Genomic DNA, 23482 nt, shown 5'->3' on the forward strand with positions numbered 1-23482 from the left:
AACGAAAAATAGGGCGTTTCGGCTTTTAGAAGTTAGCTTGACCGAACAAAATGCTGTACGGTTTTCCCCCCTTGTCTTCTTTCCATCCTTGTCCTCCTTGTCTTGTCCCCACCTAAGAGTAAAAAACCTACACCTGTCAGCCCTCTTGTAGGGGGGAACGAGGGGGGTGGGAGAAGGGGTTAGGGGATGAGGGTGAAACACTTGCCAGTATTAGTTCTCACCTTAAGTTGACATGCATGGATAGTATCGTGTCCCTACAAATGGTGATTTAGATGCCAAGAAAGCGTAAGCTCTGAAACGGTTATGCATTTAATTGGCATACCCTACACCTCACAGCCCTGACAACGATTTCACTATCGTTTATTTAGATGCACATCAGTTTAATCGAATGAATCCCGCTACTGTCAAAGAAACGCTAATCATTTTCACCCGCTATCCCGAACCGGGAAAAACCAAAACACGCATGATTCCCGCCCTAGGAGAGAAAGGTGCAGCAAACCTGCAACGCCAGATGACAGAAAATACTCTGGCTAAAGCCAAAAAACTACAAGCATTTCATCCTGTATCTGTAGAAATTCATTTTGCTGGCGGGAATCAACCGTTAATGCAAGCCTGGTTAGGTGCTGATGTGATTTACTATCAACAAAGTGAGGGAGATTTAGGCAAACGAATGGTATCGGCATTTGAGAAATCCTTTACGGCGGGAATGACAGGTGTAGTAATTATTGGGACAGATTGCCCCGATTTAAACCCTCAAATAATGGCTGAGGCATTTCAATGGCTGGAAACCCATGATTTAGTATTAGGACCGGCACAAGATGGGGGATATTATCTGATTGGTTTGCGGCGGTTAATTCCGGAACTCTTTGTGGGAATTGATTGGGGAACCTCGCAAGTTAGGCAACAAACCGTCGAGATTGCCGATCGCTTGGGATTAGCGATCGCATCTCTGCCCATACTCCATGATATTGACCGTCCCGAGGATTTGGGCAGGTGAGAACACCCGTTTATTTTGCCAAAAGAGAATAGAAGTAATTCTAATGTAATGAAAACCGAAACGATTTCAGTTATTATTCCCGTTTTAAATGAAGCGAATACGATTGGTTCTATCTTAGAGAGGCTTGTAGATACTGACAATGTGGAGGTTATTGTCGTTGATGGGGGGAGTCAAGATCAAACCGTCAGTGTAGCGCGATCGCGAAATGTCCAGGTTATTTCTACCCCACCCGGTCGCGCCTGTCAAATGAATGCAGGTGCAGCAACAGCGACGGGTGATATCCTCCTCTTTCTCCACGCCGATACCCGTTTACCAGCAAACTTTGATCGTTTAATCCGCCAAGCGCTGCAAGAACCCCAAACCATTGCGGGGGCGTTTGAATTAGGCATTGATTCTCAACAGTTTGGCTTGCGTCTAATTGAACGACTGGTAAATTGGCGATCGCGGCTTTTTTCGATGCCTTATGGCGACCAAGCTCTATTTTTAAAAGCGACTGTTTTTCATGATATAGGAGGTTTTCCAAATTTGCCAATTATGGAAGATTTTGAATTCATTCGTCGCTTGCAACCACAGGGACGGATTACGATTGTTTCAGAATCGGTTCTGACATCAGGACGACGCTGGCAACGATTGGGAATTCTTAAAACCACCCTAATTAATCAGCTTATTATTTTGGGGTATTTTTGGAGAGTTTCTCCTGACAAACTGGCGCGATGGTATCGGGGAAAAGGGTAAGCTTCATGCATTTAAAGTGGGTATTAGTAGCGAGCAAGATGCAAAGCCTGCGGCATGGCTTCGCTAAACGCACTACGAGACTTTGACAATTCTTAATATTAAACCACAGTCGAATTTTTAATGATCACAGGTTCATAAACAGCCTATGTCTCGATTTCTATTGCTATTTTATAATGAGTAAATATAGGAATTACAATTCTCGGATCTTGCCAACCTGTCAAAGTGCCTGTATTCACCTCTCCCTCTGGTGATAACAGCACCTCTCCGGCACTATTTAGTGGATTAAGACCATCACTTATACCTAAATATAACGTCTCGTTTTCAGAAACATTAAACCCAACTTCTCCAATTCCTGCTGCTAGCCCTTTGCCCATTTCATCAAATAAGAACAAAGACAAAGATGATAAAGATGATACAGATAATAAGGGATTTTGAGCAACACTAAATTTTAAAAAGGCTTGACGTTCAGATTCAAGTTGGTAGAGATCGATATCTGCCGGATTAAACAAACTGCCCTCAATTGTGTTAATCGTTGGCACTGCGATTGGACCTTGAGCGGACGAAATCAGGTGTCCTGCATCATCATCTTCAATAAAGGTTGATTCTGGGTTCGTGTTGTCTGATTTTCTGGGGAGAGTCTTCCCACCAAATAACGTATTTAATAATGATTGAAATTTTATCATCAGCTTTCTCCTAAAAAACGTTGATTCGTCCGTTTGATTAACCTTAAAATCATTCTATGATATTTTCAATTAATTTTATGTATTCTCAATAATTTTTAACTTAACTTGTTTTTTTATTCAATAATGTTTACACTTAGGCAAGTGCTATAGCTTATAATCTTACCTTACAGCGCAAAGCGCTGTAATAAAGTACAGTAGATAAAAGTCCCCCTTAAAAAGGGGGATTTAGGGGGATCGACAATGTACCGAATAGCAGAGCAAACTGCTGTATTATCTAAATTCATATTCTCGTTTTTTGTAATACAACAACAGTATCATGCTTAATTATTCCCGCCCACTTTACATTTCTAGGTAAATTTAATCGACGATTCTTTAGCAACAAATGAAACTGAAATATTTTAAAAAAGCCAATTTTTTCAGCTATTTCCGTTAAAAGTTTAGCCACTGGAATCTCAACACCGCAAATTTTACTAATATCGCCAATAGCAAAGCAATAATAGCCACCTGGATTCAGATGATTAAAGCCGCTTAAAAAATGCGCCTTCATATCCATAAAGTATTTATAAACAACTCTTGCTCGAAGCTTATTTTGTCCTTTGCTCGCTTGATATTGTGTGCCGTAATAAATATCAGCAATTAAATCATCCAGATAAGAATTTCCGGTTTTTCCCAATTGACAATACTCATTTCTAGAAATTCTTTCTGTGCCAATTTCTTGAGTATATAAATCAAGTCTTTCGCGATCATTACTGACTAAGCCCAACCAATGTAACTCAAATTTAGACGCCCAAACGTAATCAATTGCATTAATATAAGGCGGCGAAGTAATAACCGCATCACAACGCCAATCGCCTGTAAGATTAATAGCTGTTTTTGAATTCAATTCTATGGCATTTTCAAACGAGTTATTCAAAACAAACTGCCATTCCCCAATTGCTTCTAAAGCTTTATCAAGATAGTCTTTAAAATACCGATAAACATCTTCGCGAGAACGCTGGGGAATTTCTTTGATATTCGCTCGTTTTGCGGCGAGAATCATCCCATCATTCATATCAGATGTTTTGCGGACTGTAGAAGCAAAAACCAGCCAAAATAAAGGTTGTATCGCTTCCGGAACTTGAAGAATTTGCGTTCGGAGACTTTCTAATCCAGCTTGGACAGGTTTTTGGAACCAAAAATCTTTATTGGCGAAATTGATGGTTTCTAATGGATGTTTGACTGTATAAGCATTTTGCAGTATTTGCTCGGTATAGTCTAGAATTTCTGCTATATTATAGATATGAGTTTTAACGCGACAGATCAGGCGACTTAGAGGATGATAATCAAGCCAATACACTGATGAAGCTTGTAATAAAGTTTCAATAATTGTTGTTCCTGAACCGGCAAAAGGTTCTAAGATTTTACATTGTTCTGTACCATACTTTCTTAAAAACCAATGTGGGATTTCCGGAATGGATTTGGCAGGTTGGAAACCAAGGGAATGAATTTTAAGAGGTTGTTTTCGTTGTAAAGAAATTAGGGAATATTCGGGGAGATCGATCGGAATTTCACCCTCAAGATGCAAGTAGGAGGATTGGGGTGTAGTCTTATCGGTTTCAAATAGCGAAAGTTGTTTCATGCTAATCTAGGATAACGAGTCCCATTGGGTTAGACACAAGCCAGATGGAAGCCTATAACCGTTGTCGGTTTAGATTGGGCTGAGTCTTATTTTTCCATCATCCAACGCCAGGGGCTTAGTCTGTTGGGTTTCGCTGACGCTCTACCCAACCTACTTTAATGTTTACTCTATCCTAGAGGAACGACATACACCCAGTCTTGATAATTGGGATCGCGATTTTCCGTAATTGCCGTAATTTTATCTCTCAGTTTCTCTGTGATGGGTCGCGTTTTCGATAATTCATAATTCTCAATCCGTTTAATTGGAGTAATTTTAGCCGCCGTTCCACTTAAAAATGCTTCATCTGCAATAAATAACTCTGATTTATCCACAGGGCGTTCGATTGTGGGGATACCTAAATCCTTTGCCAGCGTCAGGATACTATCTCTGGTGATTCCTTCTAAAATATCTTGATCATATCCCGGCGTAATCAGTTGCCCATTCCGCACCATAAAGATGTTCATTCCGGAGGCTTCACATATTTTTCCCTGAGCATTCATTAATAATGCTTCATCAAATCCAGATTCTACCGCTTCTGTTTTTGCTAGAGATGATGTGATATAGGCGCCACTAATTTTACCTCTCAAGGGTAAACTGTGATCTGCTTGACGATACCAGGAACTAATTCGACAGCTTACCCCTTCTGGGGATAAATAATCACCCAGTTCTAATCCATAGACGAAAAAGTCTTTTTCAATCTTATGCAGTCTGGGGGCAATTCCCAAATCGGATGTATAAATAAAGGGTCGGATATAAAACGAGGTTTTAACTTGATTCTTTTTGACGAATTCTACAATTATAGTTTTGATTTTATCAGCGGGTAAGTCGTAATGTAAATATTTGGCACTGTCACTTAATCGTTTACAATGACGGTCTAAACGAAACAGGAGAATTTGTTCAGGGTTTTGGGGGTCAGGAATCCCCCGCAATCCGCCAAAAGCGCCTGTCCCATAATGCAGCGCATGGGTAGCAATAGAAATTTTGGCATCATCGAAGGGAAGAAATTGGTTTTGAAAGTAAGCGATTGGCAGAAATTTATGCATTTTTAAACTAGACAGTCAAGGCTGGTGGAAGGTATGGTTATCGATTGTACTACAGGTCAGTGATTTTGCCAGGGACTAGAACACTGATTTAGGCATCGGACAAATTAGGGAGGAGGAAGGTTGAGTTTTGTGTAGGGGCGGGTTTCACTATTATCGTTTCTTGTCTCACCCAGATGAGACTAAACCCGCCCAGTTTCCAGACGCATAGCCCTCGTCATAAAGGTTAGAGTTTTCTTTAACGGCTTAAATGACTATTGGCTTGACACAGCTAAAATCTAAAATGGTGGAATAGATTTTACCATTGAATCGGGCGCAAGTCTTTGCGCCCCTACAGTTGCTGGGTATGCGCTTAATCCCCCTGGGTGTTCAACCACCGGGCTAAATTCTGTTTTTGAGTCTCTGAGTGATTTTCAATCTGCACCACCTGGTAGCGGGTGGGTTGGGATTCGCCTAGGGTAACGGGTAAGGTACAAAGTTCGTCTTGATGGAACAGGGTTACCTGAATTGTGTCACCGGGATGGTAATCTTTTAGGCGATCGCATAATTGATCAGCACTGACTCGCCAACCGTCTATTGCCAGTAATTGATCCCCAGCATCCACCCCAGCTATCCCCGCCGGAGAGGTGGCGTTAACAAATTTGACTACTTCTTGCCCATTTTCACTCTTGACAATTACCCCTAAATAAGGTTTAGAGTCCTCATCTTCTACTGCCGTGAGGGTTAAGCCAAAGGGTTCAAGATACTCATCGAAGGGCAATTCCTCTGTCCCCTCAATGTAGCGACGGAAGAAATCACTCAAATCAGTATCCGCGACAGACTCCAACACCTCTTGCAGTTGTTGGGGCGTAAAGCCAACTTCCTTGACGCCAAACTCTTGCCACATCCGCCGCATCACATCATCAAGGGAGCGCTGATTACCATGACGCGATCGCACCAGCAAATCCAGTAAGAAGGATACCATTTCTCCTTTAAGATAATAGGAGATCTGGCTATTATCACTATTGGCATCCCGGCGATATAACTTAATCCAAGCATCAAAACTGGACTCACTCAGGGGTTGCACCAAACGCCCTGGAATCAGTTTCATCCGGGTAATTTCTTTCCCCAATCCCTCTAAAAACGTCTTACTGTCGTAAATCTTTGCCCGTAAGGGGAGGACTAAATCATAGTAACTGGTTGTCCCTTCACAAAACCACAGGGATGTGGTGTAGCTTTCTTGTTCATAGTTAAACCGTTCCAAGACTTTGGGGCGAATCCGCTTAACATTCCACAAGTGAAAGAACTCATGGGCGACTAATTGCATGAAACGATTGTATTTATCTTTCGCCCGGAACGCGAAACGGGGATAATTTAAGGAACAAGAGGTTTTATGTTCTAAACCGCCAAAGCCTGTGGACGATAAATGCAGTAAAAATAAATACCGTTCGTAGGGTAATCCCCCATATAACTCAGCTTCTGTCTCAATAATTTTCGTCGTATCGGCAATAATCCGTTGGGGATCAGCATTTCCCTGTCCCCAAATTGCCAGTTGATGCGGTTTCCCCAGAACCTCAAAGTCGTAAACCTGTTGTGTGCCAATTTCAAAGGGACTATCGACTAAGGTGTCAAAATCCTCGGCTTCAAAGGTATTCTCAGCACCCTCGACGGCGGCTAAGGGTGTGGTTGTCTGCCAATCGGATTTAGGGGGTACAATCGTCACCTGAATCGGCTGTTGCTCAAAATCCGGGACAAACAGGAATAATGCCGCCCCATTAAAATAGCCGTGAGTGGCATCTAGGTGATTGGTGCGGACTGATAATTCATTGGCAAAGACGCGATAGCGGACAACGATGGTTGAAGCGTCTCCAGTTTGAACCTGCCAGTGATTTTTACTCTGTTTATTCCAGGGTAAGGGCTGGTTTCCAGTCTCAACTCGGAAATCCTGTAGGTGTTTGGCATACTCCCGCACTAGATAGGAACCCGGAGTCCAGACGGGCATTTTTAAATCTAGCACTGATTCCGACCAACCATTCACCTGTAGCATCACCTCAAACAGATGAGATTGAGGTTGAGGCATAGCGACGTGATAATGAAAGGTGGGTTTAGTCATTTCTCCTTTGTCATTTGTCATTCGTCCTTTGTTGATGGTTGATGGTTGATGGTTCATTGTTCATTGTTCATCGGTAATCCCCTCCCCCATCTTCCCCATCTCCCCCATCTTCCCTTCTATCCTAAAGCCGTCCAGCTAGATGGGTTAGTTGTTTGAGATTAATCAAACAAAGTTTTTGGTCTTGGGGGTCAACGTCAGTCCAACCCTTACTTTCCAGCTTTTTCATGATTTTAGCTGTATCTTCCACACTGATATCCGTAACCTCAGCTAAGTCTTTATAGGGAATGTTATAAATTTCGGTTCCCTTTTCCCCCACTTGACCATAATTCTCGGCTAAGTTGACTAAGGTATTGGCTAACTTAATCGCCGCAGGTTGATGGCGTCGTTGAAAGCGAACATTGGTCTGACGCAGCCGTCTAACCATCAGTTGTAGCATCCGGTGGTGTAACTGGGGATCTTTGAATAGGGTTTGAATGAAGCGCTGGGCGGAGACGCTGAGTAATTTGACCGATGAAAGGGCGACAACATCTGTAGAACGGGGAGATTCATCCAGGATTGCCATCTCGCCAAAAAAATCTCCCCGACCCAAAATTGCCAACGTCACGGCTTTGTCCCCATACAGGCGTCGAACTTTGACCCAACCGGACATGATAAAGTAAACGGCGTTGCCCCAGGCATCTTCCATTAAAACGGCTCGCCCGGTGGGATACTCATGTTCGACTCCAACTGACAATAGCCATTCTAGTGTCTCGGGGTTCGCCGTATTAAATAGAGGGAAAAGCTCACTAAAAGCTTTGGTGTGCATGAAAGGTTTATTAACGTTGGATCATCTAAGATTCCATTACACCACACCAGAACAACAGTCCCCAACTTCCTTAAGCTAGTGGTCTGTGAGCAGGGGTGCAGGAGTGCAGAGGGGTAGGTGTGTAGGAGGGCTTAACCGTAAGTTAATTGACCAACCAACAGTGTTTTTATTATCGCAGGGAAACCACGCGATCGCTCTTTTCTAGGGTGGGATAAATCCGCAATACTTCCTCTCTTGCCCAGCGATCAGCGGCTAGAATATCCTCTAGTCCAGGATCAGGGCAGTTATCACGGCTGTGGCGATCGCAGGTTTGATCAATACACCGGGCAATGTCTAAATATTGGATTTTCTCGTCTAAAAAGAGTGCTACGGCTTGTTCATTGGCGGCGTTTAATACAGCCGGCATTGAACCCCCAGTCCGCCCGGCTGCGTAGGCTAATTGCATACAGGGATATTTATCATGGTCAGGTTCTTTAAACGTCAGCGTCCCCGCCTTGACTAAATCCAAGGGTTCCCAGTCCGTATAGATGCGATCGGGCCAGGATAAGGCATAGAGTAGGGGTAAGCGCATATCGGGCCACCCTAACTGGGCTAAGACGGAGGTATCTTGTAGTTCGATTAAGGAGTGAATAATGCTCTGGGGATGGATGACAATATCGATATCGTCATAATCCATACCGAAGAGGAAGTGCGCTTCAATCACCTCTAGCCCCTTATTCATCAAGGTAGCGGAATCGACAGTAATTTTGCGCCCCATCGACCAGTTAGGATGTTTAATCGCATCGGCAACTGTTACTTCCCCTAACTTATCGACTGACCAATCCCGGAAAGCGCCCCCAGATGCGGTGAGGATAATCCGCCGTAATCCGCCCTCTGGGACTCCCTGAAGGCATTGGAAGATAGCAGAATGTTCCGAGTCAGCCGGAAGCAGTTTAACCCCATGTTTGGCAATCAGGGGATTGACAACGGGTCCCCCGGCGATTAGGGTTTCTTTGTTGGCTAGGGCAATATCTTTTCCGGCTTCAATTGCGGCAATGGTCGGTAGTAATCCGGCACATCCAACAATCCCAGTGACTACCGCTTCAGCATCACCATAACGGGCAACCTCCACCACACCTGCTTCTCCCGCGACTAGAATCGGTTGGGGATCAAGATCTGCGATCGCGGCTTTCAGGTCAGGTAATTTTTCCGCATCACATAAGGCTACGATTTCCGGTCGAAACTGCCGAATCTGGGCAGCTAACAGTTCCACATTGCTACCTGCTGCCAATCCCACCAACCGGAATTGGTCTGGATGGTGAGTCAGAATCTCTAAGGTTTGGGTGCCAATCGATCCAGTGGAGCCGAGGAGAGTAATTGATTTCACAACAGTTTCTTAAGAATTCGCCGCTCTTTAATTACTATAGGATTATTTTGCACATCGTTCATCAGCCTGGAACTAAAGTTCCGGCTAAAAGCTTAAACCCGTTAAAACGGGTTCACCGGAAACCGTAGGGGCGCATGGCGTGCGCCCGATTCAATGGTAAATCTATTCCACAATTTTAGGTCAGTCCAGTAGATTGGGTTGACGCTAGGAAACCCAACACCATTATTGATTGGCTGGTTACGGTTTTTAGTAGTGCGATCGCGTATGGCGAAGACAGCGCAACGACAAGCTCAAGATATTACTCCCCTGTCTCTCTGGCAAACCAGCGCCGGATTAGTTCCACCTGGAAGCCGTAGCCGCAACCACTATCTTCAATTAACTCCCGTTGCAACAGTAAATTGAGGCTAGGATTCAAATGATCCGAAAACTCGCGGGATAAAACCACCTTACCAATACTCACTCCTTCCCCTTGTGCGGCTAAAAAGCGCAATATCGCCAATCCCAACTCATCCACTTGATTGCGTTCGATGTCGGCGAAGAAGAAACTACCACTGCTTAAGGCTTCGGGTATAGCGGCTTCCACATCAACTACAGTTGCCAGTCGGCGAATCGATACCTCTTGCTCATTTTTCAGAGCGACAATCTCAGAGCAAAGTAATTGTACCAAGCAGGGATGACATCGGGTCAGAGACAGGACTCGCTCAACCGCATCGGGTTCATAGCGCAGGGTAAACTCTGGGATGGGGTGTTCAATCAGTTGGCGGGCTTCGGGTTCGTTCAGATAACTGATAGGCACAACCTGGACGTTAATTAGGTAACTCGCCCAGCGCTGAAATTCTTCAATCGTATGAGAGCCAGCCAGTAAGACTTTAAAGCGGGGGCGGTGTTGGATGAGATGGCGTAGCATCCCCAGAACATCGGTTTCGCTGAAACGTCCTTCAGTTAAGGCTTTATCCAGTACCTCGAATTCGTCTAATGCTAGGAGTGCGGTGTTTTTGTCTAAGGTTTGTTCAACATCATCCAGCCATTCGTCAAAGGTGGTAAAGGGGTCAGAGATTAAGGCTTCACGAGTGAGGGGAGGTAAAGTTAAACCTGCTTGCCGTTTAGCTGAATTGGTCATCCCTTTGGCAAGATTATAGAGAAAACCTGCATGGTCACTCGCTGATGTGGGTGCGCCTTGTAAATCCACAAACATGGGGATGATGGAATTGGGGAGGAGGCGTCCTAAGTTATTCAGCAGAGAGGTTTTGCCCATACGTCGCTGACCATAGAGGAGTAAGGGAGGGCGGCGACGGTCTAAGATTAATTTCTCGATGCGAATCCCTATGCTGGTGCGTCCTAGGAAGAGTTTAACCTGTTCATTCAGGGGTATGCCAAAGATATAGGGATCGTCAATTTCTTGGCGTAGTTCAGTGGCTGCAATTAATGTTTGTATAGACTCAGTGACTATTTGCTGCCAACGAATAGCAATGGGATGAAAGCGAAGAGCGTATTGATTACTACTTCTAGTTAACTCTTGGACAAGAAGGTCTAGAGCTTTGGTGATATTTTCTAGGGCGATGCGTTGGTTATAGATACTATTCTGGTTGAGAGCGGCATCTACATCGGCGCTGATAGAATGAAACTTATCTAAAATTGCGTTAGCGGAACCTTCCAAATTTCCTGGAGCGAATGAGTAGTAAGCTTTACGGATAGCCTCTATCTCAGTACAGCGTTCTAATTTCCTGGTATCTAATTCAATCTGTGCGGCTTGAGCTGCCCAACGGTGACGGCTAGTATTGATGTAGTTAAGGGCGGCTTGTCCCTCCGTCGGGTTACGTTCCAACACTAGGACAAGGTGTTTGTCTAATCCTGAGAGACGTAAAAGCTGCCACTCGTACCAAAAGGCTGAATGCCAACGCAAAACGTGAGATTTTGTATCTGGGCGTTGTTGGTCAAGACGGTAAAGTAGCTCATTCCAGAGGATTACCAAAGGATAAGTTACGATAGGTAGCCACAAGTTTATACTGACGCCGACGCCTACCGCCACGCCTACTGCCAAGCCTACCGCCACACTATACACCACGCCATACGCCAAGCCTACCGCCACACCATACGCCACGCCTACCGCCAAGCCATACGCTACGCCTACCGCCAAGCTTGCCGCCACACCTCCCGCCAAGCCATACGCTACGCCTACCGCCACGCCTACCGCCACACTATACACCACGCCTACCGCCCCGCCTACCGCCAAGCCTACCCCCACGCCATACACCACGCCATACGCCAAGCCTACCGCCAAGCGAGGGACAATCTCATTCAATGACTCCCCAAGAACTAACAACACTAAAGCCACAATTAAATTGGCAAGTATCGGTAGAACGATGTATCCCTGAAACAGAAGCTTCCAGAATTTGAGATTTTGCCACTGCAACGGATTTCTTCGGTTATTGTGGAAGTCTAAGGCAGGGTCAATACGTTTTAGATGATTCCGAAACGCTGAGGGATGAAAGAACAGCCAAAACAGCAGTTGTACACTCCCCATAATCAAGTTCGGGTGCTGCTCAGGTGAATCGGTATAGGCGTTGCGGGGAACCGAGGGGGAAGACATCTCAGTTTAAGTTTAAAACGTGACTCTTTGAATCGTAATAAAATTCAGTAAGCTGTTTGGCATTTAAACCTTAATATCAATAATGGCACAATCCTTGTAGTGCGAGCATCTTGCTCGCTACTAATACCCAATTTAAATGCATTACAGCTTATAACGATTTACGCTGGCTACTCCAACTGTAACTCACACTGTTGAAAAACATAATTAACCGCAGCAAATAACCGCTCCAAGTCCTGAATTGTATAAAACCGCTTATTTTGGGTAAACTTATCAGTTATCAGTTGACCAAACTGCCATATCGCCCCATTGGAAACAACACCAAAAATCCTTTGTTCTGGATCATTGTTAATTTTCTGCACCGCCACCATCTCTGCTAAACATTGCCCCCATTCTTCAGTAAAATCACTCTCTTTCTTTGCCTCAACCACTACAAAATAGGGCTTATCGAACACCACTGTCCCCAAGGGGGAGCGCTTTGCCACGATATAATCAGGAGTCCCCGATAAATTTTCATCGTAGGTCAAGGCTTGGTGACTCCAAAGCAGGAAATTGCGGCGATAAGCTTTCCAAACTTCTTTTAATATGGGATAAATAATCGTCTCACAAATCGCCATCTCGGAATTGTCAAACACTCCCTCATTTAAAATTAACTCTAATTCATTCCGAAAACTGTCACTCACATCAAATTCAATCTCGGTAATAAAATTGTCTCGAATATATTTGATTTGAAACGTTTTAGCGACGACGCCAATACTTTTATAACTGCTAAACGGCATGGTTGACCTCTGTATCGTGGGTGGGCGGAAGCCTTCATCCGTGTCAACTTAAGGTAAAAACCAATGCTGGTAAGCCTTTCACCCTCATCCCCTAACCCCTTCTCCCATCAAGGGATACTGCTGGCGAATTTAACATTCTGCCCTAGAATGACCGAAATACGTTAGAGCGGCTAACGATTTTATTGGATTTCACGCTATGCCAGTAACATTCGCCAGCAAAGTCATCAAGGGAGAAGGGGAATCCTTAAATAAAGACGCTTTTGGTATCACGGAAAGGAAAGCACATGGCTGCCCTCTTACTCCCCTCTCCCCCGGTGGGAGAGGGGCTGGGGGTGAGGGGTTTACTGACGTTTTCCCAACCTATTTTAATAGTTGTGTAAGTATCTGGCTCACTGGTAGAAAAATCTTGCTGTTTAGAACCAGCCTTGATATCGTAGTTTCCAAATAGATGGGGTAAACCCGACTGTAGGGGCACCATCCTTGCGCCCTCTGCGGCAACAGGTTAAGGTGCGTTACGCTACGCTAACGCACCCTACTGGCGTGACCGGGTTAAAATAGGACTTTGTTTGTAGTAAGCACTTTAGTGCTTTAACGCCTAGCTGGAGAGGGCTAAAGCCCTCACTACGAACCAAATCTATTTCACCATTTTAGCTGGGTCACGCCACTACATAGGCGCTGGGTTCTCTAAAAATTCGTAAAGGGTTCTATCTGTCTTAACCCCTCCTCCCGCCAATCATCCCCCGTTTCCCCCTCTTCCAAACTAAACAAACGTTCGCGACAAAGAATTTGCAGCAGCAGGGGTAAACATTGACTTTTCTCCAAAATCCAGGTTACATCCTCAACCGGAAACGGAATCGGTGAACTGTCAATCAATTCCCGCGCCTCCACCTCCGTTAATGCGCCCAGAAAAGCAGTATAACCAAAGATATTGAAAAAGGGAGAACTATGTCCGGTATGAGACGCCAAATCCAAGGGAGATTCCGGTGTGGCTAAAATAAAAGCCAGATTTCCCCCTGTCTGATTCGTGGCTAAAGAGCGTAAACTGTCCCAAAACCCATCATCTAACTCTGGACAACGCTGCAATCCCACGCCAATTTCATCCAATAAAATAACGGTGGGTGAATGCAAATGGCTACTCACCACATCCATAAAATAATCTAGGTGACAAGGATTCGGGACTTTCATATTCATGGCTTCTAGAATATAACCCAGCAATTTCTCTTGGCTTGCCATCCGTGTATCCTGAAAATCCACAAATATCCAGCAGTAGCGTTCTGGATGGGGTAACCAGTCCGACTTTTGACCGGGACGTAATTCCTCCGGTGGCGTCGTGGTAATGGTTTTCAAGTAGTGCAACAGGGAGGTTTTGCCAATGCGCCGCTTCCCGATAATCGCAGCATTTTGTAGGGGATGGCGTTTGAGTAAATTGAACAGGCGTTTGAGTTCCCGTTTGCGCCCAAAAAAGTAGCGGGGATGAGTGATGGGTGTCCCGGTGATGAAGGGTGAAGACTCCTCTAGGATTGGGTTTGAAACATTGGGAGAGGGCGGATTGTCTGACTCATCTAAATAAATATCTCGCCACTCTAACCCCAATGCTTCGCACAGTTCGACAAAATACTCAAAATCAACGGGTTCGCCATTGAGGAATTTTTTCACCGTGGATAACGATGGGGTAACGTGTTCAGCAAACTTCTTTTGGCTGGGGTAGCCATTGCGCCGAAGTGCTGATTTGACGTGGTTTATGTACTCTGGGGCAACTTTAAGCGATCGCGCCATTACTCATAATCAGCGACAAGTGGATTCAGGTCAACTCAAAGTTAGCCATAAGTCAGCTACCTCAGCCAAATTTCTCAACCCGGTACTCACCTAGCCTTCTCCTTGAATAGGATTAAGAGTTCAATCTGATTCAATGAAACGATTTGAAGACCTTAAAACCATCCTGGAGATTATTGTAATCTTAGCGGCGCTGCCTGAATACCCCCTGCTGCTAGTGACGGCGGTTGTCGTTGTCTGGATGTATGTGCTAATCAACGATAAGGATATGGAAGGGTAGAATTGCTATAGCCGTTGGTTTGACATAAGGGGAATTATCCTGATTGGGAAGTCTCTCAATTGTAAATAATTAACATTTAACTCCATCAGGTGCGAGACAATCTCAAATCCTCCTTTTAAAATCGAGAAAGCCACTTTTACTCTTATTTAAAACAATAAGTGGGTGGACACAATTAAAGTTAACGGTGGATAGTGTCATTCGTCATTCATTTATGTAAGGGAACTTTAACGGTGAAACTGCACTGGCTACTTCCCAGTTTTCTCGGCTTTTTTTTGCTCTCCTTTCCAGCGCAAGCGGCGAGATTACTCTCCTGGCGCTTTGATGTGAATCAAAATCAACTCGTCTTTACCACTGATGAAGGGGTACAACCTACTGGGCAATTTCTTACCAATCCCAACCGCCTGGTGATTGATTTACCCGGTATCCCCCTGGAGAATGCCAAATTAGAACAATTAGTCGGTGGTGCAGTGCGGGTGGTGCGTGTTAGTCAATTGAACCCCCAAACCACGCGCTTGGTGATTGAGTTTAATCCGGGTTATACGATTAATCCCCAACAAGTTCTATTGAAGGGATTCTCCCCTCGGATGTGGACAGTGCAGTTACCACCACCGCAACAAGTTGTCCAATTAACTACACCAACCCCCCTACCGTCGCAAAATTCTGTTATACCTCCAACAACCAGCAATCCTCCCTTCAATCTCTCCCAAGTTCCCAACCGCCGTATTGTGGTTATGGTTGATCCCGGACATGGGGGAAAAGATCCCGGTGCAGTTGGGTTAAATGGATTGCGGGAAAAGGATGTAATTTTGCCCATTTCTCAACAAGTTGCCGCCATTTTACAGCAACAAGGAATTCAAGTAATTCTCACTCGAACCAGCGATTATTTTGTAGACTTAGCACCCCGCGTGGAGATGGCAAAACAAGCCCAAGCGGACTTATTTGTGAGTATCCATGCGAATGCTGTTGGTCGCCGTCCTGATGTGAATGGATTGGAAACCTATTATTACTCGAATGGTCAGGGTCTGGCTCAAACCATTCATAATAGTATTTTACAGAGAATTCAGATTCGCGATCGCGGCGTGAAACAAGCCCGATTTTACGTCCTGCGTAATAACCCAATGCCCGCCGTCCTCGTAGAAGTTGGCTTTGTTACCGGACGAGAGGATAACCCCCGCCTAGGGACACCCGAATACCAGAGCCAAATGGCAGGCGCGATCGCACAAGGTATCTTACAATATATTCGGCAGAATCCATAAATAAATCGTAGGGGCGGGTTTAGCCCCTTAATTTTGCTATTGACCGATAACCTTTCAACAAAACCCGCCCTTCCTAACTCATGCCTTCTCGAAATAAATCTCATCAGCCATCTGCCATCTGCCTTGCTGCTAAGCTGTTCGGCATTTAAACCATAATGTCAAGAATTGCGAAATCCTTGTAGTGCGTTAAGCGAAGCCATGCCGAAGGCTTTGCATCTTGCTCGCTACCCATTCCCAATTTAAATGCGTGACAGCTTAAGGTAACCAAAAATCAGGTAATACTGTCTTCCCCCAATCCCGCACCGTTTTATTAATCATCCGCCCCAATTGAATATGAGGTTCATCAGGTTCAACCGGAATAATAGTTGCCTTATTTCCATACCCAAAACGGTCAATTACCAAATTTGCCGCCTCTAAACCCGTTATGTATGCCTTCTCCTGTGACCAAGAACCGTGATTTGTAACAATCCAATCCCCACTCATAAACACATTATCAATCGGAGTTGTCGCTGGCAGCAAATACTGATAACTTCCTGGGGCAAAATGCGTTACCCCTTGCGGTACACGAATCACACTGCTATCAATAACCTTGGCATTCCGAAACTCTGGCACACAAGTGGCTAAATCGCGATGAACCTTTGCCACAATTTGTTCATCACTCATCGGCAATAACTGATTCCCATGATAAAAATCTGCTTCAATGACACTTCCCGGTTGATATGCATATTCATCATGCAACGCATTCAAATCAAAAAATGTCCACCCCGTCGTCGGATCAAAGCCAAAACAAGCATTAGACGGATTCCGCAGAATAACTTTTCGGTCAAACCATAACCGGGTTGCCAGAACATCAATTGCGCCTAAGTTTCTCAAATTTCGGAATTCCGAATAGGGTTGCAAGCTACTACTCGCACTGACAATTTTTTTCATGCCATTAACACTAACGGCAAAAATAACCGCATCGGCTTCAAAGACATCCTCACCGCAGACAACCGCTTTAGCCTTACCCCTATCGTCCAAGAGAATATCGTTTACCCGCTTATTCGTCAGCACTCGTCCCCCGGCTTTCTCAATCCGCTCCACCCAGGGTTTAAAAATCATCTCTGCCACCGTTCCCCGACACCAGACGACATCAAAATTAGGTTGGTGAGCCAAAATGAAGTAATAGAGCATTCCCAGGGCGGCGGCGGCTGAACATTGCTCACCGGGGGCAAATAACCCCACCAACAGCATCGGTTCAAAGGAATCCCGATATAATCGGGCAGAGACACCAAACTGTTTAAAGAGTTCGCGGGCAGTTACCTTATCGTAACGTCGCCATGCTTGATCAGAATTATCAAAATCAATCAGAGCATACAGTAGAGGTAAAGCCGAAAGCCTGTCAATTAGAGGTAAGCGTTTAAACTTAGGGTAGAGAAACGTTCCCAATGGGGTAGGCAGCGGGAACTCATTCTGAAACAGAGGCGATTCGACTTCTAACCCAGCAGGAGAATATTGGGAGGAATGGGTAAAAGGTGTGAAAGGTTGGAGTTTTAATTCGTTAACCAGGCGAAAGATATTGCGATAGGGATACCAGAACCCATGAATACCCCCCTCGACTGAACGTCCGCCAGAGGTTTTCCATCCAGCTACTAATCCACCGGGATAGGGGGCGGCTTCTAGAAGAGTAACATCGTAGCCTTGTTGAGCAAGATGATAAGTCGCACCTAAACCTGCCCATCCTGCACCAACGACGACTATCCGTTTTTGTGCTAACGCTTCTGACATCCTTGATCTCATAACTCTCTCTTTATTTAGGATGCCACGATTAGTTGGGCTTGCGTCAGCCCAACTGAAGCCCAAATAATGAAGCAGGCAAGATGCCCACTCTTATTCAGGTTGGAAAAAGCTGGTTGAAGCTTTCTCACTCTCCATTCCCTAAACTCTCGAACAGTGTTCCAGGTATGAAATTGGGAAGATGAGGGGCCAAAAAACGGTGGCAATGATAAAGACTATCCGACACCGGAATTTTTGCTCCGACGATAAATTCGTCTCTTTCTGGAATGCATTTAACCAGTTTATGCAAAATAATCCAGCGATTAATAAGTAAACTGTAAGAAGTCCTAGTATCATAATCCTATTGAGTAGAGAGGTTTACTGCATTTATTCCAAGTGATAATGGAACAAATTAGTTTTTTGACTCCAGCAGTTTACCAAACAAGTCTTGATAATAGGCAAGTTAGTAAGCTGTTCGGCATTGAAACCTTAATGTCAATAATGGCGAAATCATTGTAGTGCGTTTAGCGAAGCCATGCCGCAGGCTTTGCATCTTGCTCGCTACCTATTCCCCATTTAAAGGCATGACAGCTTGCTGACTCTGCATCAGATTGCCCTAGTGATTACATGATTAAGCATACACACCAGTTTTTTCCCACAGAAGAGTGGAATGTGCCTCTATCTAAAGGAAGAGTTTTCAGGAAAGTCAAAAAGGAAAGCTGCTTGAGGTAACATCGTCCCCCAAATCCCCCTTCCGTCCCCCTTCTAGATCCCCCTCTTCCCTTCTAGATCCCCCTTCCGTCCCCCTATTAGATCCCCCTCCCGTCCCCCTATTAGATCCCCCTCCCGTCCCCCTATTAGATCCCCCTCCCGTCCCCCTTAAAAAGGGGGAAGCCAGCGGATGCTTCGCTTTTTGTTCCATGGGGGAAGCCAGAGGATGCTTCGCTTTTTGTTCCATGGGGGAAGCCAGAGGATGCTTCGCTTTTTGTTCGATGGGGGAGAATTCAAAGCCTCTCTCCTTGAAGGAGAGAGGTTTGGAGAGAGGTTTTCCAGATCCCGACCAAAAGTAAGATCAACATGGGAATAGGCAGGGAAATTTTTTATTTGGTACAGATTGCCGTTTTTTCCAAATCAACGTTATAATCTGATTTGTGTCAGTGTGTTTCCTTTGAAACGCCGTTGCACAAGAGGGCGCGTAGCTCAGTGGATAGAGCACCAGATTCCGGTTCTGGGTGTCGGGGGTTCAAATCCCTCCGTGCTCGTTAAACAAGAAACTCCAGTATTCTTATTCGACTAGGGGTTTCAGCCAATAACTACTTAACTGTCACATTCCTGTATGTGCCGGCTTTTTGGTGTTCCTGCTGTTTTTTTTGACTGTGCTATGAGAGCATCCGATTAGCAAACTTACCCGATGAAGGAAAAATACTCGTCCATCGGAGAGCTTAAGGCGGGGAGTGTCAAATAAGATTTGAGAATACTGTTGTTTTATCAAAAACCTAGAAATTCATCGATGAGATTGTTTCGCTCATCTTCAGATAACTGATAGAATACCTTTTTAGCCAGCTCTGGAGAGGCATTTTGTGAAAACCAGTCACTATTAGGGTTATCTTGTATTACCAAAAAATAGTGTAATCGTTTCTCTATCGCCTCTTTGTCGGATTTGTCTAACTGTCCTATGCGCTTCAACCAATGATGGTTAGAATCTTTAAAACAGGTACTATCAACAGTGTATATTTGATGTATTAAAGCATAATATTCAGTATCAAGCTCATTCCTTTGAGTTGGATTAATCGGGTAAACCGTTGGTAAACCCTTGTATATCTCTCGTGAACTCAATGGAATAATTGCAAATGTCTGTATGTCATCCGAGTTATTTCTAAATTGCTCACTTGTCCAAACGAGGTGAGGATGACTGCCTCTCAAAACTCGACTAGCATTAAGCTTTTCTGTACAATCTTTATGATTACACTCGATCTGACTGGGTTCTTTTAAATCATAAATATGAACATGACCCTGCTTACAGCGCAAAGAAACACGATCAGGATTAATCACGTAGATCCATCCTTGCCGAGGTTTTTGTCCAGCCATTTTACAATCCTAACTCACTCACCAATTTTTCTCGTTCGGCGTTTAAATTAAGCTTAACTTTTTCTTCGGCTTTATGAATTTGCCTCATTTCCAGCATTGGAGCCGTATTCTGTACATAATCTAATAACTGTTCAAATTTTGCTGCACTAGCCCACTCTCTTCTAATATTATCAAGCATTAGTTTTAGACCCAAAGGTAAATTTATATCAGTTGTGATATCTGCTTCTATACCTAGTCTAATAAAGGTGATCCTGCCTTCAGCTTCCTGGGCAATCTCTTTCCCGTCCATTTGACTGAGAGCTGTGTCTATATCTTCATGCCAGGGACTATTGTGGTAGTAACACCAGTTTAATTCAGTAAGCTGCTTTCCTGTCCATTTAACCGTATAAAGATCAGCCAAATATAAAAAATTAACGAGCTGTGTTTTCGTGATATGCCCTTTTGTCTTATAGACAAAATATTTGATGAGTTGCTCCAACATCATTCCTTTTAATGCTGATGTCTAGATCGTCGGTCAAGTATTATGAGAAACCGGGTTTCTCGTGAAGATGACAGAAATATCAAGTTTCACCCAAAGAAACCCGGTTTCTTGACCGAGGCATCCAATTACATCCCCATAATTTCATATCCAGCATCAACATATAAAACCTGACCCGTGATCCCACTGGCGAGATCACTCGATAAGAAGGTGGCGGTATTGCCAACTTCTAGCTGGGTAACGGTTCGCCGTAGGGGTGCTACCTGCTCCACATGATGAATCATATCCAAGATGCCGCCCACTGCTGAAGATGCTAGGGTGCGGATTGGACCTGCGGAAATCGCATTGACCCGAATATTACTCGGTCCCAATTCGGCGGCGAGGTAACGGACGCTCATCTCCAATCCTGACTTGGCAATCCCCATGACATTGTAATTGGGGATCACCTTCACGCCGCCAAGATAGGTCATGGTGACAATACTTCCTCCCTCCTTCATTAAGGGTTTAGCAGCGGCGGCTAATCGCGTCAGGGAATAGGTACTAATTTCTAAGGCTGTGGTAAACCCTTGTCGCGAGGTTTGGCTAAACTCTCCAGATAAGTCCTCTTTATTGGCAAAGGCAAGGCAATGGATGAGGATGTCCAGTTTGCCCCACTGCTTCTCAATCGCCTCAAAGGTGGCGTCGATTTGAGCATCATCCTGGACGTTACAGGGTAAGAAGACACTAGGTTGTAGGGGTTCTACCAAGTCTCTGACTTTCTTCTCGAAGCGTCCCTTCTCATCGGGTAAATAGGTGACTCCCAACTCAGCACCCGCTTGGTGCAACTGTTGGGCAATGCCCCAGGCGATTGATCGATTGTTGGCAATCCCAGTCACTAGGGCATTCTTTCCAGTCAAATTCAGCATAGGTATCTTAATTCTTCAAGACAATAAAACAATTCGTTAAAGAATAACCGTGTTTGGGCGATGTTCGTTGTATGATAACGCCAAACCGTTAGCTATCAACTCAATTCATCAGGTGTCCGTTGACATCTCACCTCATTATGTAACAATTGGTACAAAAAACCTATTGGGACTCAGATTAAGTATTCTTGAATACAATATAGAGATCGTTCATTGAGCCGATTTTGGAGTCTCAAGCTTCATCGGCGATCACTTAGAAGTCAGTAAGGCTTTGGCGCAAGGGTAATAGGTATGGTCGTAATGCAAGATAGACCGTTAGCAGCTGTGTTCCGTCAAATCGGCGGAAGCTCATTTCCTCCCGTTGTTGAAACCTTTGAGCGGGGCAAAACTATTTTTTTCCCAGGAGATCCCGCTGAACGGGTCTACTTTCTCATGAAAGGCGCTGTGAAGCTTTCCCGGGTATATGAGGCGGGTGAAGAAATTACAGTTGCCTTGTTGCGGGAAAATAGTGTCTTTGGGGTATTGTCATTGATTACAGGTCACCGCTCTGATCGGTTTTACCATGCGGTGGCGTTTACCCCGGTTGAACTGCTTTCAGCTCCGATTGACCAGGTAGAGCAAGCGCTCAAGGACAACCCAGAGCTATCCATGTTGATGCTCCAGGGACTGTCCTCGCGGATTTTACAGACGGAAATGATGATCGAGACATTAGCTCACCGGGATATGGGATCTCGCTTGGTCAGTTTTTTATTGATTCTCTGCCGTGACTTCGGTGTCCCTGGTAAGGATGGGATTACCATTGACTTGAAGCTGTCCCATCAAGCGATCGCGGAAGCGATTGGCTCCACACGAGTAACCGTCACTCGGCTACTGGGGGATTTGCGAACGGATCAAATGATTTCTATTCAAAAGAAAAAAATCACGGTTCACAACCCTGTAGTGCTGAGTCAGCAGTTTACATAGACGTCGTAGACAATTTAATTTATTTATGGCTCAGGTTCATCAATTTTGAAGGCGACAGGCTTCAGCTTGTTTCATTTGATGAACTTTAAGCCGCATTGCGCTGACAATGGAGATGTCCGGTTTAGGGACGCCGCAAGACTTGAATTTCGGAGTCTTGATTCTCTGAATTCCCGGTTAGTCCCGCTAAGACTTTACCATCCGAACTCACAACCAGATTACTCATTTTTTCATACTTTAAAGTAGCTTCTAGCTCCGCTGTTTGTAAATTCCACACCTTAATCCCTTCATCGGTACTGCCAATAATGCGATCGCGACTCAGAACAAAGGTATCATACCCGAAATAGTTTCTCGTCGAAGACACACGTCCTTCAGCTTTCAGCATTCCCGTCGTTAAATCCCATACTCTCAAATCCGTCACGGGTTGGCGATAGTAAATTGTCACGGCTGTCTTCCCATCCCCACTGATGTACGCCGAGTGCATATACCCAAAACCGTCCGACCATTTTTTCTGGAGGATAATTTGCTGGTTAGTGAGTAAATCCCACGCCACAAGTTTGCCACCCACACCCAATTCAACCAGTGCTGTTTTGCCATTAGAACTAATCACACGAGGATAGAAGCGTGGCGAGTTGTCTTCGATTAAAACAGGACCAATTTTGATTTCAGTAGACGGCGAATTGGGTAAGGTTAGCGTTAGCTTACCTGTTGCCAAATCCCAGACTTTGATTTCAGTATAACTGCGACTAATAATCCTCGTTCCATCAGATGAAATCTCAACCCCATTGATAGTATCAGTATGTCCCGCGAGGACTTGAGGCGGTTGGTTAGTGGTCATATTCCAAATCCGAACCATGCGATCGCCACTACCACTGACAACCACCTTACCATCGGGCGCGATCGCGAGCGCCTGAATCACACCCGAATCACTCTGGAGTGTTTTTTTCAAGGCTCCAGTTTGCAAGTCCCACACTTTAATTGCCTTATCCTTCCCACCACTTATTAAGGTTTTACCGTCAGCACTGATGACAAGAGCCAAGACAGTCGGATGTCCCGTAAACGTGCGAAAGACAGACAAATTACAGTAGGGAGACTTTGTTGCATTTTGAGAACAAGATTTCAGCTCGACAGGTTGTGTCTTCTGTTTCAGTGATGGGAAAAACTGATCGAGATGCCATAAAATATTGGTAGTAACTACCACAAACAAGACGCCTCTGATTAACCAAGAGCGACTGATTTTATGACTAGA

General features: G+C 44.8%; 19 protein-coding genes and 1 tRNA gene. 6 read left to right on the forward strand and 14 right to left on the reverse strand.

All coding sequences use genetic code 11. From position 1 onward, the window contains the following. The first annotated feature begins 388 nt into the window (after window positions 1–388). Window positions 389–997, forward strand: coding sequence for a TIGR04282 family arsenosugar biosynthesis glycosyltransferase (locus tag RH949_RS03650; protein WP_006105856.1), 609 nt, complete (start codon window positions 389–391; stop codon window positions 995–997). A 48-nt stretch (window positions 998–1045) separates the two neighbouring features. After that, on the forward strand, window positions 1046–1732 hold the full coding sequence (locus RH949_RS03655) for a TIGR04283 family arsenosugar biosynthesis glycosyltransferase (protein WP_446351954.1): 687 nt from the start codon (window positions 1046–1048) through the stop codon (window positions 1730–1732). Window positions 1733–1875: 143 nt separating this feature from the next. On the opposite strand, the gene RH949_RS03660 is transcribed toward RH949_RS03655, so the two are convergent. From RH949_RS03660 to RH949_RS03700, 9 genes are all read right to left on the reverse strand, one after another. Then, a complete protein-coding gene (locus RH949_RS03660) occupies window positions 1876–2415 on the reverse strand; it encodes a hypothetical protein (RefSeq protein ID WP_446351955.1) in 540 nt (179 codons plus the stop codon). A gap of 280 nt (window positions 2416–2695) precedes the next feature. Further along, window positions 2696–4033: a DNA methylase gene (locus RH949_RS03665; protein WP_446351956.1), complete on the reverse strand. Its 1338-nt coding sequence runs from the start codon at window positions 4031–4033 to the stop codon at window positions 2696–2698. 167 nt (window positions 4034–4200) lie between these two features. Further along, the gene (locus RH949_RS03670; protein WP_006105849.1) at window positions 4201–5115 is read right to left on the reverse strand and encodes a branched-chain amino acid transaminase; all 915 of its coding nucleotides are present in this window, start codon (window positions 5113–5115) and stop codon (window positions 4201–4203) included. 349 nt (window positions 5116–5464) lie between these two features. Further along, window positions 5465–7225 carry a M61 family metallopeptidase gene (locus tag RH949_RS03675; protein WP_446351957.1) on the reverse strand — a complete coding sequence of 587 codons (1761 nt, stop codon included), beginning with the start codon at window positions 7223–7225 and terminating at the stop codon, window positions 5465–5467. Window positions 7226–7325: 100 nt separating this feature from the next. Further along, window positions 7326–8009: a Crp/Fnr family transcriptional regulator gene (locus RH949_RS03680; RefSeq protein WP_044210874.1), complete on the reverse strand. Its 684-nt coding sequence runs from the start codon at window positions 8007–8009 to the stop codon at window positions 7326–7328. 169 nt (window positions 8010–8178) lie between these two features. Continuing rightward, window positions 8179–9375, reverse strand: a complete 1197-nt coding sequence (gene dxr / locus RH949_RS03685; RefSeq protein WP_446351958.1) for a 1-deoxy-D-xylulose-5-phosphate reductoisomerase — start codon at window positions 9373–9375, stop codon at window positions 8179–8181. A gap of 298 nt (window positions 9376–9673) precedes the next feature. Next, window positions 9674–11965 (reverse strand): AAA family ATPase, encoded by a 2292-nt coding sequence (locus tag RH949_RS03690; protein WP_446351959.1) that lies wholly within the window; start codon window positions 11963–11965, stop codon window positions 9674–9676. Between the two features lie 167 nt (window positions 11966–12132). Then, window positions 12133–12741: a hypothetical protein gene (locus RH949_RS03695; protein WP_446351960.1), complete on the reverse strand. Its 609-nt coding sequence runs from the start codon at window positions 12739–12741 to the stop codon at window positions 12133–12135. Window positions 12742–13425: 684 nt separating this feature from the next. Next, window positions 13426–14517, reverse strand: a complete 1092-nt coding sequence (locus RH949_RS03700) for an ATP-binding protein (protein WP_446351961.1) — start codon at window positions 14515–14517, stop codon at window positions 13426–13428. A gap of 133 nt (window positions 14518–14650) precedes the next feature. On the opposite strand from RH949_RS03700, the gene RH949_RS03705 reads away from it, so the two are divergent. Together RH949_RS03705 and RH949_RS03710 are read left to right on the forward strand one after the other, a co-directional pair. Further along, complete coding sequence (locus RH949_RS03705; protein WP_446351962.1) at window positions 14651–14794, forward strand: hypothetical protein; 144 nt, start codon at window positions 14651–14653, stop codon at window positions 14792–14794. 230 nt (window positions 14795–15024) lie between these two features. Continuing rightward, window positions 15025–16050, forward strand: a complete 1026-nt coding sequence (locus RH949_RS03710) for an N-acetylmuramoyl-L-alanine amidase (protein WP_446351963.1) — start codon at window positions 15025–15027, stop codon at window positions 16048–16050. Window positions 16051–16305: 255 nt separating this feature from the next. On the opposite strand, the gene RH949_RS03715 is transcribed toward RH949_RS03710, so the two are convergent. Next, complete coding sequence (locus RH949_RS03715; RefSeq protein ID WP_006105844.1) at window positions 16306–17817, reverse strand: hydroxysqualene dehydroxylase; 1512 nt, start codon at window positions 17815–17817, stop codon at window positions 16306–16308. Between the two features lie 1177 nt (window positions 17818–18994). On the opposite strand from RH949_RS03715, the gene RH949_RS03720 reads away from it, so the two are divergent. Next, a tRNA-Arg gene (locus RH949_RS03720) sits at window positions 18995–19067 on the forward strand. A gap of 226 nt (window positions 19068–19293) precedes the next feature. Here the strand turns inward: RH949_RS03720 and RH949_RS03725 are convergent. From RH949_RS03725 to fabI, 3 genes are all read right to left on the reverse strand, one after another. Next, a complete protein-coding gene (locus RH949_RS03725; RefSeq protein ID WP_446351964.1) occupies window positions 19294–19893 on the reverse strand; it encodes a type II toxin-antitoxin system PemK/MazF family toxin in 600 nt (199 codons plus the stop codon). A gap of 1 nt (window position 19894) precedes the next feature. Beyond that, the gene (locus tag RH949_RS03730) at window positions 19895–20374 is read right to left on the reverse strand and encodes a type II toxin-antitoxin system antitoxin SocA domain-containing protein (RefSeq protein WP_446351986.1); all 480 of its coding nucleotides are present in this window, start codon (window positions 20372–20374) and stop codon (window positions 19895–19897) included. Window positions 20375–20499: 125 nt separating this feature from the next. Beyond that, complete coding sequence (fabI, locus tag RH949_RS03735) at window positions 20500–21276, reverse strand: enoyl-ACP reductase FabI (protein WP_446351965.1); 777 nt, start codon at window positions 21274–21276, stop codon at window positions 20500–20502. Window positions 21277–21564: 288 nt separating this feature from the next. On the opposite strand from fabI, the gene ntcA reads away from it, so the two are divergent. Beyond that, window positions 21565–22236, forward strand: a complete 672-nt coding sequence (gene ntcA / locus RH949_RS03740) for a global nitrogen regulator NtcA (RefSeq protein ID WP_044210879.1) — start codon at window positions 21565–21567, stop codon at window positions 22234–22236. 121 nt (window positions 22237–22357) lie between these two features. Here ntcA and RH949_RS03745 read toward each other — a convergent pair whose 3' ends face one another. Further along, complete coding sequence (locus tag RH949_RS03745; RefSeq protein ID WP_446351966.1) at window positions 22358–23434, reverse strand: WD40 repeat domain-containing protein; 1077 nt, start codon at window positions 23432–23434, stop codon at window positions 22358–22360. Window positions 23435–23482 lie beyond the last annotated feature (48 nt).

Origin of the sequence: Coleofasciculus sp. A1-SPW-01, assembly GCF_040217205.1 — a bacterium.
In the GTDB taxonomy this organism is placed as follows: Bacteria; Cyanobacteriota; Cyanobacteriia; order Cyanobacteriales; family Coleofasciculaceae; genus Coleofasciculus; species Coleofasciculus chthonoplastes_A.

Excerpts from the sequence above, each read along its gene's own strand:
- ntcA (WP_044210879.1), top strand. The coding sequence starts at position 21,565 with ATGGTCGTAATGCAAGATAGACCGTTAGCAGCTGTGTTCCGTCAAATC.
- RH949_RS03680 (WP_044210874.1), bottom strand. The coding sequence starts at position 8,009 with ATGCACACCAAAGCTTTTAGTGAGCTTTTCCCTCTATTTAATACGGCG.
- RH949_RS03665 (WP_446351956.1), bottom strand. The coding sequence starts at position 4,033 with ATGAAACAACTTTCGCTATTTGAAACCGATAAGACTACACCCCAATCC.
- RH949_RS03655 (WP_446351954.1), top strand. The coding sequence starts at position 1,046 with ATGAAAACCGAAACGATTTCAGTTATTATTCCCGTTTTAAATGAAGCG.
- RH949_RS03650 (WP_006105856.1), top strand. The coding sequence starts at position 389 with ATGAATCCCGCTACTGTCAAAGAAACGCTAATCATTTTCACCCGCTAT.
- RH949_RS03700 (WP_446351961.1), bottom strand. The coding sequence starts at position 14,517 with ATGGCGCGATCGCTTAAAGTTGCCCCAGAGTACATAAACCACGTCAAA.
- RH949_RS03670 (WP_006105849.1), bottom strand. The coding sequence starts at position 5,115 with ATGCATAAATTTCTGCCAATCGCTTACTTTCAAAACCAATTTCTTCCC.
- RH949_RS03715 (WP_006105844.1), bottom strand. The coding sequence starts at position 17,817 with ATGTCAGAAGCGTTAGCACAAAAACGGATAGTCGTCGTTGGTGCAGGA.
- fabI (WP_446351965.1), bottom strand. The coding sequence starts at position 21,276 with ATGCTGAATTTGACTGGAAAGAATGCCCTAGTGACTGGGATTGCCAAC.
- RH949_RS03695 (WP_446351960.1), bottom strand. The coding sequence starts at position 12,741 with ATGCCGTTTAGCAGTTATAAAAGTATTGGCGTCGTCGCTAAAACGTTT.
- RH949_RS03660 (WP_446351955.1), bottom strand. The coding sequence starts at position 2,415 with ATGATAAAATTTCAATCATTATTAAATACGTTATTTGGTGGGAAGACT.
- RH949_RS03675 (WP_446351957.1), bottom strand. The coding sequence starts at position 7,225 with ATGACAAATGACAAAGGAGAAATGACTAAACCCACCTTTCATTATCAC.
- RH949_RS03705 (WP_446351962.1), top strand. The coding sequence starts at position 14,651 with ATGAAACGATTTGAAGACCTTAAAACCATCCTGGAGATTATTGTAATC.
- RH949_RS03730 (WP_446351986.1), bottom strand. The coding sequence starts at position 20,374 with ATGTTGGAGCAACTCATCAAATATTTTGTCTATAAGACAAAAGGGCAT.
- RH949_RS03725 (WP_446351964.1), bottom strand. The coding sequence starts at position 19,893 with ATGGCTGGACAAAAACCTCGGCAAGGATGGATCTACGTGATTAATCCT.
- RH949_RS03690 (WP_446351959.1), bottom strand. The coding sequence starts at position 11,965 with ATGTCTTCCCCCTCGGTTCCCCGCAACGCCTATACCGATTCACCTGAG.